This window comes from Halomicronema sp. CCY15110 (assembly GCF_016888165.1).
Lineage (GTDB): Bacteria > Cyanobacteriota > Cyanobacteriia > Phormidesmidales > Phormidesmidaceae > Halomicronema.
On record NZ_JACSWC010000299.1, the window covers coordinates 37856 to 53447 of the forward strand.

Below are 15592 nucleotides of genomic sequence, written 5' to 3' on the forward strand. Positions count from 1 at the left end.
CTTCCAATGCATTCCATTACCGCGCCCGGCTTTACTCAACCGGCTAGGGTCGATCGCCCTTTTGCTGACGATATTGAACTGTTCAATAAAGACAGTCCGTAGTGCCACATGATTATTGGTGATGGCAAAAAAAATGCAGAATTGAGAGTCGTAAAACCTGAATTTTCTGGCTAAGAAAGAAAGATGGGCGGCTTTTTTAGAGATATTAAGTTTCGCGAAATAGTTGTGTTGTTTTGAAAGTTCCAGAACACACGGGGTATGGCAATTGATTACGCTAACGACATGCAAACTTGTAACCAGTATGACTTGATGTAGAGGAATTTGGGTGCCTTAGCTCCGGTGAGGAACAGTCTACCTAGCGCTGAATGCGTACCCAACTGAATGAATGCCTAAGGAGTTAGTTCAATGCTATGTAATCGGGAGGGCGATCGCGTTCCTCAGGTGACCTTTCGGATCCCTGGAGAGGAGGGCTGGCACGATCTAGCAACCGCAGATCTGTTTGCTCATAAAACTGTGGTGGTGTTTGCCGTACCAGGGGCCTTTACATGCCCTTATTCCCCCATTCAACTGCTGGAATACAACGAATATGCGGCGACGCTACGCGCCCACGGCGTGGATGACATTGTTTGTATTTCGGTCAATGATCCGTTTTCGTTGGCGGCTTGGGCGCAAGAAGAGGGAGCCGATCAGGTGCGCTTTATCGCCGACGTCAAGGGGGACTTTACCCGCGCCATGGGGATGATGGTAAACCTCTCTGATCAGGGAATGGGGCAGCGCTCCCGGCGCTATTCCATGTTGGTGAATGACGGCGTGATGATCAAAATCTTTGTCGAACGAGAGTCCCTTGAGGCCATGCCGGTGGTTTCTAATGCCGAGACGATGCTGCACTACATCAATCCGGCAGCGGAGAAACCTGAACAGATGTCTGTGCTGATGCAGATATGGCGATCGCTGCTCTCTGCCTAAACAGCAGTGCCGAGCGGCAAACGAAGCAACACACAATAGGAAAGATAGTGATGACAAGTAGCGAAATGAAATGCCCGTTCCCCATGAGCGGGAAGCTAATGGAAATCTGGCGAGCCGTGACGTCGGCCCTGGGGTCCAGTCGCCCAGACGAGGTGAGTCAGAGTGTCTTCCAATCGACGGCATCGACCTCTGTGCCTGGTAGCCACAGTGCGGCCAGCGGTTGCCCCTTCATCGGGAGCCCATCAGCCTTCGCCGCTGGGGGCGGCACCTCAAACCAGGACTGGTGGCCGAATCAGTTGAACCTGAGCATCCTGCATCAGCATTCCCCCCAGGCCAATCCCATGGGGGCAGCATTCGACTATGCAGCGGCGTTCGAGTCCCTCGACCTCGCCGCATTGCGGGCGGACATTTTTGAACTGATGACGACCTCTCAGGACTGGTGGCCTGCCGACTACGGCCACTATGGCCCCCTCTTCATTCGCATGGCGTGGCACAGTGCCGGGACGTACCGCATCGGCGACGGTCGGGGCGGCGCAGGCACCGGTAATCAGCGGTTTGCCCCGCTTAATAGTTGGCCGGACAATGCCAATCTTGATAAAGCCCGGATGCTGCTGTGGCCGATCAAGCAAAAATATGGCCAGAAAATTTCCTGGGCTGACCTGATGATTTTTGCGGGCAACTGTGCGCTGGAGTCGATGGGCTTCAAAACCCTGGGTTTCGCGGGCGGACGAGAAGACGTTTGGGAGCCCGAGGCCGATATTTACTGGGGGTCTGAGACCACCTGGCATGGGGAGGCCGACTACAGTGGCAAGCGCTATAGCGGCGATCGCGTGCTGGAAGATCCCCTCGCGGCGGTGCGCATGGGCTTAATTTATGTGAATCCGGAAGGGCCGGACGGTGAGCCGGATCCGGTCGGCTCTGGGCGCGACATCCGGGAAACTTTTGGCCGCATGGCGATGAACGACGCAGAAACCGTGGCGCTCACCGCCGGGGGACATACCTTTGGCAAATGTCATGGCGCGGGCGACGCGGCCCACGTGGGGGCGGAGCCGGAGGGGGCCAGCATTGTGGCGCAGGGCCTGGGTTGGAAGAGTACCTTTAAGTCTGGAATCGGTGTGGATGCCATCACCAGTGGGATTGAAGGGGCTTGGACGCCCACCCCAACCCAGTGGGACAACAGCTATCTCGAAACCTTGTTCAAATACGATTGGGAGCGGGTGAAAAGTCCCGCCGGGGCATGGCAGTGGGAACCCAAGGACAAGGCGGCGGCTGACCTGGTACCCGATGCCTTTGATCCCTCCCAGCGACATGCCCCGATCATGACCACGGCGGACATGGCGATGAAGATGGACTCCATCTATGAGCCGATTGCCCGGCGCTACCACGAAAATCCCGATGAGTTTGCCGAGGCGTTTGCCAAAGCCTGGTTCAAGCTGACCCACCGCGATATGGGACCGCGATCGCGCTACCTTGGCCCGGAGGTGCCGACCGAAGATTTCCTGTGGCAAGATCCCATTCCAGCGATCGATCATGACCTGATTAATGATCAAGACATCACGGCGCTCAAGGGCAAAATCCTCGCGACTGGATTGTCGGTGGCTCAACTGGTCGGAACGGCTTGGGCCTCTGCTGCCACCTACCGCGATTCTGATAAGCGGGGGGGGGCCAATGGCGCGCGGATTCGGCTGGCACCGCAGAAGGATTGGGAGGTGAACCAGCCAGCGCAACTGGCCCAGGTGCTCCAAACGTTGGCAGGCATTCAAACCGAGTTCAACCGCACCCAGGCGGGTGGCAAGCAGGTGTCTATCGCCGACTTGATTGTGCTGGCGGGCTGCGCCGGGGTCGAACAAGCGGCCAAGAACGCGGGGCATGAGGTGACGGTACCCTTCACGCCGGGCCGCACGGATGCCTCCCAGGAGCAAACGGATGCCGAGTCTTTCGCCTACTTGGAACCCAAAGCCGATGGCTTCCGCAACTACCTCAAAGGAGAATCTGCTGTATCAGCCGAGGAATTGCTGGTGGATCGAGCGCAGTTGATGGCGCTCAGTGCGCCGGAAATGACCGTTCTGGTCGGGGGGCTGCGGGTTTTAGGGGCCAATTATGGCGGGGCCAAACACGGTGTGTTTACCCAGCGGACAGAGACCCTGACCAATGACTTTTTCGTGAATCTGCTTGATTTCGGCACGACTTGGCAGGCGGTTTCAGAGGCGGAGCAGGTGTTTGAGGGCCGCGATCGCCAGTCTGGCGAACTCAAGTGGACCGGCACCCGAGTTGACCTGATCTTTGGGTCTAACTCGCAACTCCGGGCGCTGGCGGAAGTCTATGGCTGTGCCGATGCTTCAGAGAAGTTCGTGCATGACTTTGTGGCGGCGTGGGATAAAGTGATGAACCTCGATCGCTTTGATCTCGATTAATCGTCTGGTCGCCACCGTCGGCAGCGGTGACTCAAGGCCGCCTCAATCGATCACACAATGATTGATTGAGGCGGCATCGTTTGTCAGAGGGTGTGTTGAGTCGGCAATGCGGTTTGCTTCCAAAGCACGTGAAACCTTGTGGCAGGAGGGAGCCGCCGCCCCGTACAGAACGGTGAACGAGGGGATCGAAGGCGCTTTAGGAATGCTCCGCAAAAGCCGCTGTTTCGCCAGCGTCCGTAAAGGAAAACACCGTGTAAGGCTCAACGTAATTGCCAGACTCCATGCCCGGTGAGCCAATGGGCATCCCCGGCACGGCAATCCCCGCAATGTCAGGCTTTTCAGTTAGCAGACGCTGCACATCGGCAGCGGGAATGTGTCCCTCGATGACATAGCCATCAGCAATAGTGGTGTGGCAAGAGGCCAGATTTTGCGGCAGGCCATATTCCTGTTTGACGGTTGCCATGTCTTCCGTGACTTCATCGCGCACCGTAAAACCAGCCTGCTCCATGTGGTCGATCCATAAACCGCAGCACCCACAGGTCGGACTCCGAAACACGGTGAGTTCGGCGGCGATCGCACTCTGTCCGCCGACCCCGATGGCACTGCAAGCGCTCACCACCAAACCCGCGACGATCGCACTTAAAAACCAAAACTTGATGGATGCCAAAGGATTTTTCATCGTGCTTGATTACGCTCCAATAATGTCATGTTGCAGACCGGAATCGAAAAATGACGCGAATGCATTTGACCCGCTAATGGTTATAAGCGAGCGGCCCGCCGCCGCGATCGCGGCCCCTGCCACCACATGAAAATGCCCGTCACGACTAACGCCAGCAGTCCCAGTCCGTTGAAAAAGGGATAGACCAGTTCTAAATTGATACTGCCAAATTTGCCGCGATGCAGCGCCAGCAGCCACACAAAATCGCTCCCCTTACCCAACGAGATCGCCGTCTGAAACAGCATCCCCGTGGTCAAAGTCAAGAGCAGCGGCATCATCATGATCGGGGCTAGCCAACGGTGCAGTTGACGCACTTGCAGGCGATTCATTCTGGCAATCCTCACAGTAACGCAGTAGACGCATCAGGCCGACTTTTGACAGCGATCGCGGGCGACATATAGCAACATCGGTGCGCCGATCACCAACAACAGAGTCGTCTCGCCTAAACCACCGAGCCCGGCTGGCGAGGCGAGTTGAGCGACGAGACCACCGCTTTCGATAGCAGCCACCGCCGTAAATTCAACCTGTTCGGCAAGTTGCACGGCTGGCGCAACCACCCCCCCAAAGGGATGCTGCATCTCTTGAGCGAGGGCAGCAGAATGACTAGGTCGCGCATGGGTTGTCGTCTCTGGAGCGGTCGGAGTTGTCGCGGTCTCCCCGTGGGGATGCCCGGTATGGGCCACTGCCCATTGCGTGATCAACACGGTCAGCAGTCCAGCGGCCCCCAGCGTCAAGTGCGATTTCCAACGCAAGATGACTCCTCGCAATTTGCCTGACTTCGCCCATACTATAGACCCTCCATCCGACTGGAGTATCTAGACTAAGCAAGTGGGCATCGGTAAGCTCGCTGTGAATCAGTCTAGATTGTCTACTTCGGCACAGAACGCAAGTTGAGCGGATCAGATATGCAACGCCGACGATTTTTAAAGTGGGGTTTGGTTGGAGCCAGTGCCGCGATCGCCCCCCGGTGTGCTCAGCGCCCCTGGTTAGGGCAGCTCAACACGGGCAATGCCGGCAACGCGATGGATGCCACGCCCCCGGTGTATCAAAGTCAAGGCGGACTGTTGGAAGCGACGTTGCAGGCCCGTCCGCAGTCGGTGCAACTGGGCGATCGCCCCGCGTCCCTGCTGACCTACAACGGCCAAATCCCCGGCCCTCGGCTAGAAGCCCGACCGGGCGATACCGTGCGCCTGCAATTTGACAATCAATTGGCTCAGCCGACCAATCTGCACTACCACGGGCTCCACATTCCCCCTACTGGCACTGGCGACAACGTCTTTCTCAAAATTCCGCCAGGCGAACGTCACCAGTACGAATTTCAGATTCCCACTGATCACCCTGCGGGTACCTTTTGGTATCACCCCCATTTACATGGGCTAGTGGCGGAGCAGTTGTTTGGCGGCCTCGCGGGCTTGTTTGTCGTGCGCGGGACGCTGGACGAGATTCCCGAAATTCAGGCCGCCCAAGAAGCCTTTATGGTGCTCAAGGATTTTGCGCTGACAGGGAACGGCGCGATTCCTGATCCGGGTCACATGGCCCAAATGACGGGCCGTGTGGGCGATTTGCTCACGGTGAATGGGCAGTTCAATCCCCAGGTAGAGATCGCCCCCGGTGGCTTGTTACGCCTGCGCTTCTTGAATGCATCGTCATCGCGCTTTTTTGCCCTGTCGTTAGAAGACCATCCGCTGCATCTCATCGCCACGGATGGGGGGGCGATCGCGGCCCCGGTTGAACTAGCGGAGTTAGTGCTGGCTCCGGGCGAGCGGGCGGAGGTGTTGGTGCGGGGCGATCAATCTCCGGGTGCCTATCGCCTGCTGAATCGAGCGTTTAATCCGGCGCAAGGCATGATGGGCGGCCTGGGGCGTGGTCCCGGCATGATGGGCGGGATGGGGCGCGGCCCCGGTATGATGGGTGGCCCCGAGACGCCAGGGAACGCGAACCCGCCTGGTCGGCGCGAGGCAGGGCTCGAAGCCATTGCGACGGTAGTTTATGAGGGCGATCGCCAGGACACCCCATTGCCCAGTCAGCTCATTGCCGTAGATCCCCTGCCGGAACCGCAGCAAGTGCGCCAGTTCACCCTGAATCACGGCATGGGCGGCGGCATGGGCATGGGCGGCGGCATGACGTTTTTGATTAACGGTCAGCCCTTTGCCCACGATCGCATTGATACTCAGGTAGCGCTGAATACCGTAGAAGAGTGGGAAATCATCAATACCGGCATGATGGCCCATCCCTTCCACGTTCACACCAACAAGTTCCAAATCATCACTCGCAACGGTGAGCCCGAGCCCTACCGAGCGTGGAGAGATATTGTGAATGTCGCCCCCGGTGAAACGGCTCGCATTCGCATGGCTTTTCGCAATTATCCCGGCAACACCGTTTACCACTGCCACATCCTCGACCATGAAGATCGCGGCATGATGGGGACGCTACAGATTCAAGCGTAAGAAAGGCCGCAGCACCCGTCAATCGCACGGTTACGGGTTCTTGGCGGCTGCACCTATGCAAGCCTGATGCGGCAATTAAGGCCGGACTAGCATGGCTCATCTAGCTGTTGCAGCAGCCAGCGGCGAAAGAGCTCAACGCGGATGCGGGCGTGATCATGCTCGACCGTAACGACATCATGGCGATCAAGGCGAGTGAGGGCCGCTGTGAGGGCGGGCTGCTTGAGGGCTGCGGCCTGGGCCAAAGCTTCTAGACTGAGGCCATCAGGGTGAGGCGCAAGGGCTGTCAGCACGGGACGCTGCTCGGGCACGTCGCGGCCAGCCTGATCCCAGACGCCGGTGAAGTAGTAGCGCCCCCGCTGGAAGAACTCCGGGGCGGTGGTGACGATATCTACGTCACTGACGGTGAAGACAGGCTCTCGTTCATGCCCCTGCTCAAAGACCGCATCGTTGTAGCGGCGGACGAGTTGGAAGCCGACAAGCTGGGTCAGGTAGGGTTGGCCGCTGGTGAGTTGATAAATGCGATCCAGAGCAGCGCGATCATAGTCGAGCAAAAACTCGCCCGCAGGGTTGGCCAGCAGTTGGTTGACCGCCCCCGGTTTGAGGAAACCCACTTTAATAGGGATGACGCTGGCGAAGAAGGGATTGAAATAGTCCTGGGTCATCTCTTCCAAGGTGTGGAGACCCGCGAAGGCAAAGCCCAGTTTGGGGCTCATCTGCACCAGCCCCCGCAGGTAGCCGATGAAGTCGGGAGCCAGCTTGCCCGTATCAATCAGTTCTTCAATTTTTTCGAACTCATCGATCGCAATAATCAGAGTTTCATCCTCGTTGAGGCGGTCGAGAATGCGCTTGAGGTAGCGATCGCACGTCCGTGTTGGATTCGCCATCATAGCGTCGTCACTGGGCGGCGGCGCATTCATCACCGCTGCCAGCTCATCGGTGATCGCCAGCAGCACATCGCTGATGGACTCGGCACTGGCCGACCGCAGCATGTTCACATACACCAGCCGCAACCCGGCCCCCACCGTCTTCGCCGCGTTGCGCAGGATGGAGGTCTTGCCCATGCGACGATGGCCATACAGCACCACCGACTGCATTTGCTGCCCCATCAGCCACAGCTCTTCCAACTGGCGCAGCACATCCTCACGCCCCACAAACAGGTCGCCCTCCACCGAATCACCAATGACGTAGGGATTTTGGATCGGGGAAGTAATCGTTTGCTCACCTACGGCGGTGGCCACGTCCAGCAGGGCATTACGCCACTGGGTGGCAATGTCCTCAATTAGTTGCCGCTCCGCCTCGGGCAACTCGTCTGAGTGATCGAGAATGTGCTTGAGTTCTCCTAATGCCCGGTTAGACGCAAAGGCTTTAGATGTGCGGGAGACGCTGCCCACCACCGTTTTGGTGTCGGAGATGACATGGCAAAACCGCTGCATAGCCTGCCACGTCACTGGACGTAGCAAGGGAGCTTCAGGAAAGTCAGCGACTTCAATCGTAGCGATGGCGGAAGCGGTTTCAGCCTCCTGAAAAAGTGCTAAGTTGCTTGCCAAGGCAAACATTTCCTGGCCATACAGCAGCTCTCGCACAACTTGAAAGGCTTGGCTGGCCGCTGCTGGCTCCCCTTTATGTAAAAGCCAAAAGCCAGCCGGGGCTGCACGCGCTGGGCGATCGAAGTGCAAATGAGTATTGATCCGAGCCAGCCACCACTTGCGAAACGGGAGGACGAATAGGTTTTCTAGAAATTTTGCTTTGAGGGCGTTGTCTAAAGATGCAGAAGCAAAATACAGCATCTGCCAATCGAACGGAACTGCTGCGACTTGGGAAACCCGGTAGATGAGTTGGTCTGAGGGTAAGCACGCTAACACACGATTCAGGGTCTTAATTACAGGAAAGAATTGATATGAGTAAGCTAGGAGGGTATTCATATTATGGAGACCAATAGCCCAATCGTTTTGCAAGCCATAGGTTAATTGCTTAGAAATGCCTGGTAGCGCTAAGAGCGTAATTTTGCCCAGGCCTAAGCGATGGTTAGATGAACCCATAAGAAACCCAATCGACCTGAGCAGCCAGGCATCAGGACGCATGATTATCACGCTGACCGCTACGCTGAAAAACACGCTGACCGCCACGCCGAAAAACGCGCCGCTTGCCACGCCGAAAAACACGCCGAAAAACGCGCCGCCCGCCACGCCAAACGTCACGCCAAGTACTACGCCTGTCGCTACGCTGCCCGCCACGCTTAACGCCACGCCACCTGTCACACCTCCCACCGCGCCTGCAAACACGCCGACCGTCATCACTCCCGCCACCACTCCCGCCACCACTCCCGCCACGCCTTCCGCCACGAATCCTGACACGCTTCCTACCACGCCGCCCGCCACGCCAAACGTCACGCCACCTACTACGCCGAACGCTACGCCGCCTGCAACGCCGAACGCCACGTTTCCCATCACGCCGCCCACCACGCCGCCCGTCACAGCGAACGCCACACCAAAAAATACGCAGAACGCCATGATTCCCCAATTGATGGGGATGCGGAGCTGCTCAAGACCGATCACCACGCTCAAAGGTGTCACCACCGTAAGTAATAGCCCATGCAGCAGCAGTTGTCGTTGCACTGGGTTGTGGCGAAGAATTTCCCAGCCCTTGCGCCAGTTCATTTCTTTGTTTGGAATATAGCCCCTGCCAAAGGTATTGACATACCACCGCAACGCCTGCGGAAAGTAGAACACCCAGTACAGCAACCGTAGATAGTCCAGCGGGTTCCATAAGGAGAGGGGGCGCTTGAGTTTGGGGGCGAGGTCGAGTCGCGGGACTGCGGTGGGGCGAGGCATGGTGGGGAGTGGCTGGGTAGCAGGGTAGTTGGGTGGCTAGATGATTGGGTGCGAAGGCCTAGGTTTGGCGGTATTGGTTGTAGAGAGTGTGGCAGGCTTGGGTGAGGGCTTGGGGATTGCCGTTGGCGTCGTTGATGAGCTGGTCAATTTCGCGCTCGGAAAACTGAATCGTGCTGTTGGCCAAGCGGACGGCAATATAGGCACGGGCGGTATCTGGTGCCCAAGGGGCAATGGGCTGCTCTTGACAAATATTTTCGAAGGGGGAAACGGTGAGTTCTTGATTTCGGTCTGGAAACAACATGTCTAAAGACACTCTGGCTGCGATCACAATTTTTAGCGGCGCATCTTGGGTGTCGGCAATGCCACGTAGCTGTTCTCGAATATTACGGGTAAATCCTGCTTGGGCAAAGCGTTCCACTTCATCCAGCAACAGCAAATAGGAATGGTTGGCTTTTTCTCGGTTCAGCTTGCGCACTAAGGCGCGGCCATTCAGCGTTTCGATCTTGATCGCGGTGCAGAGATCTTCAAAGAATTCCGCTTCCGTAAACACGTTGGTGAGGTCAAGAAAGATAGGAGTGCGATCAACAGTTAACCGTTCCGGGGCTTGGCGCATGAGGGCGCGCAGGAGCGAAGACTTCCCCGAATTATGCTCGCCAATCAGGGCCACGTTATGGTTCGTGTTCAGCAACTCGAACAGGGTATTGAGCAGCCGTTCACGGTCAAAAAACTGCTCAGGCTGTTCAATGCCGCCGTGCAGCGGAAAAAACGGATTGGTGGCGTCCTCGGGATTGTCGGCAAGGGCCGGGAATGACGGCTGACTGTCGGGCTTGGCGCGATCGGTTGCCTCATTTTCTGAGACCGCCTCTAAATTCAGCTCACCGAGAAAATTGGCGCGACGCGTGTAATAGTCCTTTCGCTGCTGCTCGTTACTGGCCAACCGTTCCAGAATAAGGGTCGCCAGCTGTTCGGGCGTTTTCTGATCCAATTCAATGAAGCCAGAGGCAGGGCTGAGCCCATCGGCAGTGGCATAGTCAAAGCGGCAGGGCATTACCCGTTCGCCGTCAGCTTTCGTCAGCAAGCCGTAGATCTGCACCCATTCCCAGCCAGTCCAGCGTTTCTGGTCGTAGTCTGGGCACAGCACCGGCACAATCAGAGCAGACTGTTCGCTGTAGAGTCGCGGCAAATAGAGGCCCAGGTCATAACGAGCAAATTCCGCCTCGCAATACTTGTCGTAGAGAATCTGCGCTTCGCCAAAATAGTCGGCCAGTAGTGCCGCTACCTGTTCGACAAAGTCGCGCTTTTCTCCTGCAAAGGAAAAGGCCACCCGAAATCGCTTGGTGCTCATCGAATCACGCTGTGCAAGTCAACAACTCTCCCCTCAGTTTTAACCCGTGGATAAAGAATTCCGACACGGAGGGCCGATATCAACACCGCCTTAGCCCAAGTTGGCCCGCGATCGCTCGCCTCCCACCCCTGCTTTACAGCCTCGCTCAATTTTCGCCACACTAGAGAAAAATGGGTGATGGGAAATCGATGAATACAGACGTAGTCGTCATTGGCAGTGGCATCGGGGGCCTGAGCTGCGCGGCCTTGCTGGCACGGTATGGGCTGGAGGTCGTCGTCTGCGAAAGCCACACGATCCCCGGTGGAGCGGCCCACGGATTTGAGCGGGACGGGTTCACCTTTGACTCCGGGCCATCGCTGTATTCCGGCCTGTCCTACAGCCCCTCCCACAATCCCCTGCGCCACGTGTTCGATGCCATTGGCGAAGCCCCCGAATGGCACACCTACGACACCTGGGGCTGCTGCCTGCCCGAAGGCACCTTTGAGACCCAGGTGGGAGCCGAACAATTTTGCGAGGTACTGGGAAAATTGCGGGGCAGCGAGGCGATCGCCCAGTGGCGCAATCTCCAAACCTTTATGCAGCCCTATGGTGAAGCGGCTGTCGCCTTGCCTCCAGCAGCGCTGCGCTTCGACTGGGGAGCCGTCCAAACCGTAGCGCCGTTCGCCTTGCCGATGCTGCGTCACGCTCCCTGCATGTTGGATCTCACGGGGCCGTTTACCCGCCTGATGGATCGGGTGGTGAGCGATCGCTTTCTCCGCCACTGGCTGGATCTGCTGTGCTTTTTGCTGTCGGGCCTCCCCGCGTCCGGCACCAGCGCCGCCGAGATGGCCTTCATGTTTGCCGACTGGTATCGCCCCGGTGTCGCGCTGGATTATCCCGTGGGCGGCAGTGCGGCCCTGGTGAATGCTCTGGTGCGCGGGCTGGAGAAACATGGCGGCACCCTGCGCCTTGGTGCCCACGTCGAGGAAATTTTGGTGACGGGCGATCGCGCTTCTGGAGTGCGCCTGCGATCCGGCGAAACCCTCCACGCCAAACGCGCCGTAGTTGCCAACGCCTCCATTTGGGACACGTTGAAGTTGCTGCCGGATCATCCCGCCACGCGATCGCTCCGTCGCCAGCGCCAAGCCCTGCCCCCCTGCGACAGCTTCATGCATCTGCACCTGGGCATTGACGCCGCCGGACTCCCCGACGATTTGGCCTGTCACCACATCGTCGTCAACGATTGGGATTTGGGCGTCACCGCACCGCAAAACGTAGTACTCATCTCCATCCCCTCCCGCCTTGACCGCACCCTCGCCCCATCCGGCAAAGACACAATCCACGTCTACACCCCCGGCAACGAACCCTATGACCTCTGGCAGGGGCTCGATCGCCGCAGCGACGCCTACCACCAGCTCAAGACGGCCCGCTCCCAAGTGATATGGCAGGCGCTGGAGCGGGTGATTCCCGACATTCGCGATCGCGCCGAAGTTTCCCTCGTCGGCACGCCCCTCACCCACGAGCGCTTTTTGCGACGACATCGCGGCAGTTATGGCCCCGCGATCGCGGCTGGCAAGGCCCTCTTCCCCGGCCCCACCACGCCCCTTGACGGGTTGCTTTGTTGTGGCGACTCCACCTTTCCCGGTATTGGTCTGCCAGCGGTGGCCGCCAGCGGTTGGCTCACCGCCAATACCCTTGTGCCCGTCCACGACCAAATAAAGCTACTAGAAACTATCGGGCTGCGTTAAGTTGTCTGACCTGGCGGCTAGTTTCTCCGGGCGATCGCTCAGACGGGGCGAAACATGAGTCGAAGGTTCTCAGCATTTGACCATGTCCTCTTCTTTCTCTGCTTCGGAGCCTGCCACTCCTGTCATTCCTGTCACCGCCGGGGCGATCGCCACCGCCCCGGTGGACTTGTCGGAGTGGCAGCGCTTTCTCCAGTCCCAACCTTTGAATGCTGAGGCCATCGCCAGCCTGGATGAGCCAGCTTGCGATCTGGACGCCACACCGTCAGCCTCAATGTGGCGGCTGCTGGGCCAAACGCTCGGGAGCCTGTCTAGTAGTTGGCCTCTCGGCCTCTTAGCTGGGGCCGTCGCCGCTGGGAACCTGACGCTGCTAGCCTTTGATCACCTATTGACGTTGCCGACAGAGCCTGACTGTGACGCTTGGGCGAGCCTCGACTTGGCGCGTGACCAATTAACCTGCTGGCAAACGGCGATCGCAAACGGCGACACTCAGGCAAAGCAAATGGCCCTGGCCGAGGTGAGCCGCTGGCCCGTCAGCCATCCCCTCTTTAGCGAAGGGCAAAACTTATTGGAGGACTGGTCGCACACCGCGCTGCAAGAAGCCCAGCAGGCCGCCACCGACGACAATTGGGCCACGGCGATCGCCCTGGTCGCACAAGTGCCTGGGCAGAGCCCGCACTTTCAGGCCGCCCAGGCACTGCAAGCCCAGCTACAAACTCAACAACAGAAATTAGCCCAGGCGCTTAACACTCAAGCTCAGTCGGCCCTCGCAGTGGCGGACTGGGCGACCGCTTACCAGGCTCTATCACAGCTACAGCAACTCGATCACGCTGCCGTCCCCTTAGATTCACCCCAGCAACTAGCGCAGCAAATCACCGCCGAACGCGAAGCTGTCCGATTGTGGAATGAAGCCCAGCGGTTATGGGATTCTGGCCTGGTCACCAATCGCGACACGGCGATCGCGATCGCCTATCAAATCGATTCCCGTACCCATCGCTGGCAAGCCATTCAACCCGTCGTGAGTCGTTGGCGCGAGGCCCAGCTGACCCTGGCGCAGACCGACACCGCCCCCACTGCAACCCCCATGTCTCCGCCCCAACTGGTTTCGTTCCCTTACCAACCGCACTTTAGCGGGAGTCTTCAGCCCGTTCAGTATTAGTGCTCTGGTGGGGCGGCAACACTTCTGCCCGCGTCGGCCCCAGGTAGCGCGTCAGATAGGGCGAAAAGACCTCATAAATCAGCGTCAACGGCTTGCCATTGTGCCAAAACAAATAGTGCCGTCCCCAAAAAGGGCCGCGCTCGCCAAAAGCCACTTCCAGCGGTTGTGAATGGCCGTAATGAATGCCCCGAATGTCGCGGTACAGTTCGGCGCGGATGCGGGTGAGACTGGCCCAAATAGGCAGCGATCGATTTTGCAAATACTCATCCACATGGCTGGCTTCCCACCAAGAGGTGGCATAGGCGAGCCGCTGGCCCGAGGCAGTCCGCAACCAAACCTGGCGACGCAATCGAGGCCCAGGCACCGCATCAATGATCTGCGGCGCATCGTCAGGCTCCATACCAATCGCCGACATATCAATCACATCCACTTCAGTACGCTCGCGGGTGAGCAACTGCAAGTGCCGCGTCGGCGAGCCATCCCCCAGCAGCAAAATCTGCCAAGCGGGCGAGAGCTGATCGTGTGGCAACCCTCGTTTGACTACGGTGCCGCCGCCCTGCCAGAGAACGTCTAGGGCCAACCACGTAGAAGAACCAGAAATCACTTGGGAGGGTCTGACAACCGAAGTCAAAATGTTTACAAAAGTTAAGCTTCTTTCACATCATAGTACCTGCTTTCCCGCTGGGACCGCAGCCGCGCCCCAATCTCGTCCTGGTTGGGCCGCCGCCCGCCCCAGCCAAGCCCCAAAAACGAGAGAATCCCAACGGTGCGCCGTTCGCAACTGAATGCGGCGGCCACGATGCCATTGCGCGATCGCTGCCAGCCGTTGGGATGGCCCATTGACTCAGTCAGATCTCTCTCCAGCGGTAGCATAGGGCCACAGTCAGCCACCCATCAGCCGCCTAATCGTTGCAATCCATCAATATGTGATGCATTCATGCATCCGGTCGAATTTCTTTGGGTAATATTGAATTCTGAAACCACGTGAGTGCTTCCAGCAGTCAGATTGGGCACCTTAAAGCTTGGTTAGGGTGATATCCCGCTGCTAACGGCAGTTTCTGGTTTGGACAATTCACAACAGAACTGGCGTCAGGGCGGACAAAATTCAGTTACTAATACATCCAGTTTGGATATATGCCATCTCCCGTTCAGACTTATCAATTACTGGCAACTAAAACCGACCACCAAGGGGTGCAGGTTGGGTTTATCGATCGCACCGAAGATGTCACGCATTTTTTGACCGCGACGGGGTTAGATAAACCGCACCTGACCTTAGTCATTGTGGGCGGTGCCAGTGGCTTGGATAATGACCAGCAGACCCAGCTAGACGGGCTCTTTCATCGCGTCCTAGCGCCCCTAGCGGAAGAAATGCAGCTCTATGTTGTGGATGGCGGCACGGATGCAGGCGTCATGCGACTGATGGGACAGGCCCGCACAGCTATTAACGGGACTTTTCCGCTGATTGGGGTGGCCCCGCGATCGCTGGTCAGCTTGCCCGACCAACCCGCGACTCATCCCGACGCCTCCACCCTAGAACCGAACCATACGCACTGCCTGCTGGTCCCTGGCGAACAGTGGGGCGATGAATCTCGCTGGATTGCCGAGATTGCCACCCATTTGTCGGGCGAGCACGAGTCCATGACTATCTTGATCAATGGCGGTTCCGTGACCGTCAGCGATGCCTACGCCAGTGTGGCCGCTGGGCGGGAAATTGTGATTGTGGCGGGTACCGGACGCATTGCCGACGACATTGTGCAAGCGCTACGCTACAAAGTCGTCGAAGGCAGAACCATTGAAGATCCCCGGCTCGCCAAACTAATTGACACCTCGGACGACTTACTGACTGCGATCGATTTAGACAACCGTCCTGCCGATTTCATCCAAGATCTCAAAACTTTGCTCATGACCTAAGCCTGCCAGGCATCATTGGCCATTTGCCCACGGTTCAGTCAGAGCCACCCAGTCGGGCAAATTTCCTTCGATATGAT

Annotated in this window: 13 protein-coding genes; 6 read left to right on the forward strand and 7 right to left on the reverse strand. The window is 58.0% G+C overall.

Annotated elements, in window-relative coordinates; genetic code table 11:
• Positions 1-405 precede the first annotated feature (405 nt).
• Positions 406-966, forward strand: coding sequence for a peroxiredoxin (locus JUK32_RS12905; protein WP_204139267.1), 561 nt, complete (start codon positions 406-408; stop codon positions 964-966).
• Positions 967-1064: 98 nt separating this feature from the next.
• Positions 1065-3380 carry a catalase/peroxidase HPI gene (katG, locus tag JUK32_RS12910; protein WP_204139268.1) on the forward strand — a complete coding sequence of 772 codons (2316 nt, stop codon included), beginning with the start codon at positions 1065-1067 and terminating at the stop codon, positions 3378-3380.
• Positions 3381-3576: 196 nt separating this feature from the next.
• On the opposite strand, the gene JUK32_RS27520 is transcribed toward katG, so the two are convergent.
• From JUK32_RS27520 to JUK32_RS12925, 3 genes are all read right to left on the reverse strand, one after another.
• Positions 3577-4059, reverse strand: coding sequence for a DUF411 domain-containing protein (locus JUK32_RS27520; RefSeq protein WP_239112616.1), 483 nt, complete (start codon positions 4057-4059; stop codon positions 3577-3579).
• Between the two features lie 80 nt (positions 4060-4139).
• A complete protein-coding gene (locus JUK32_RS12920) occupies positions 4140-4427 on the reverse strand; it encodes a PepSY domain-containing protein (RefSeq protein WP_204139269.1) in 288 nt (95 codons plus the stop codon).
• Between the two features lie 33 nt (positions 4428-4460).
• Positions 4461-4850: a hypothetical protein gene (locus tag JUK32_RS12925; protein WP_204139270.1), complete on the reverse strand. Its 390-nt coding sequence runs from the start codon at positions 4848-4850 to the stop codon at positions 4461-4463.
• A 153-nt stretch (positions 4851-5003) separates the two neighbouring features.
• Here JUK32_RS12925 and JUK32_RS12930 point away from each other — a divergent pair, with 153 nt between their 5' ends.
• Positions 5004-6545 carry a multicopper oxidase family protein gene (locus JUK32_RS12930; protein WP_204139271.1) on the forward strand — a complete coding sequence of 514 codons (1542 nt, stop codon included), beginning with the start codon at positions 5004-5006 and terminating at the stop codon, positions 6543-6545.
• 86 nt (positions 6546-6631) lie between these two features.
• Here the strand turns inward: JUK32_RS12930 and JUK32_RS27525 are convergent, their stop codons facing one another.
• Complete coding sequence (locus tag JUK32_RS27525; protein ID WP_239112617.1) at positions 6632-9376, reverse strand: ATP-binding protein; 2745 nt, start codon at positions 9374-9376, stop codon at positions 6632-6634.
• Positions 9377-9434: 58 nt separating this feature from the next.
• Complete coding sequence (locus JUK32_RS12940; protein WP_204139272.1) at positions 9435-10721, reverse strand: AAA family ATPase; 1287 nt, start codon at positions 10719-10721, stop codon at positions 9435-9437.
• A gap of 188 nt (positions 10722-10909) precedes the next feature.
• Between JUK32_RS12940 and JUK32_RS12945 the strand changes: the two genes are divergently transcribed.
• Positions 10910-12448, forward strand: a complete 1539-nt coding sequence (locus JUK32_RS12945) for an NAD(P)/FAD-dependent oxidoreductase (protein ID WP_239112618.1) — start codon at positions 10910-10912, stop codon at positions 12446-12448.
• 82 nt (positions 12449-12530) lie between these two features.
• Positions 12531-13604 (forward strand): hypothetical protein, encoded by a 1074-nt coding sequence (locus JUK32_RS12950; RefSeq protein ID WP_204139274.1) that lies wholly within the window; start codon positions 12531-12533, stop codon positions 13602-13604.
• On the opposite strand, the gene JUK32_RS12955 is transcribed toward JUK32_RS12950, so the two are convergent.
• Positions 13573-14235, reverse strand: a complete 663-nt coding sequence (locus JUK32_RS12955) for a chorismate lyase (protein WP_204139275.1) — start codon at positions 14233-14235, stop codon at positions 13573-13575. The two genes, JUK32_RS12950 and JUK32_RS12955, sit on opposite strands and share 32 nt — an antisense overlap.
• Before the next feature lie 14 nt (positions 14236-14249).
• Positions 14250-14444 carry a hypothetical protein gene (locus tag JUK32_RS12960; RefSeq protein ID WP_204139276.1) on the reverse strand — a complete coding sequence of 65 codons (195 nt, stop codon included), beginning with the start codon at positions 14442-14444 and terminating at the stop codon, positions 14250-14252.
• Between the two features lie 294 nt (positions 14445-14738).
• Here JUK32_RS12960 and JUK32_RS12965 point away from each other — a divergent pair, with 294 nt between their 5' ends.
• A complete protein-coding gene (locus JUK32_RS12965) occupies positions 14739-15515 on the forward strand; it encodes a hypothetical protein (RefSeq protein ID WP_204139277.1) in 777 nt (258 codons plus the stop codon).
• Positions 15516-15592 lie beyond the last annotated feature (77 nt).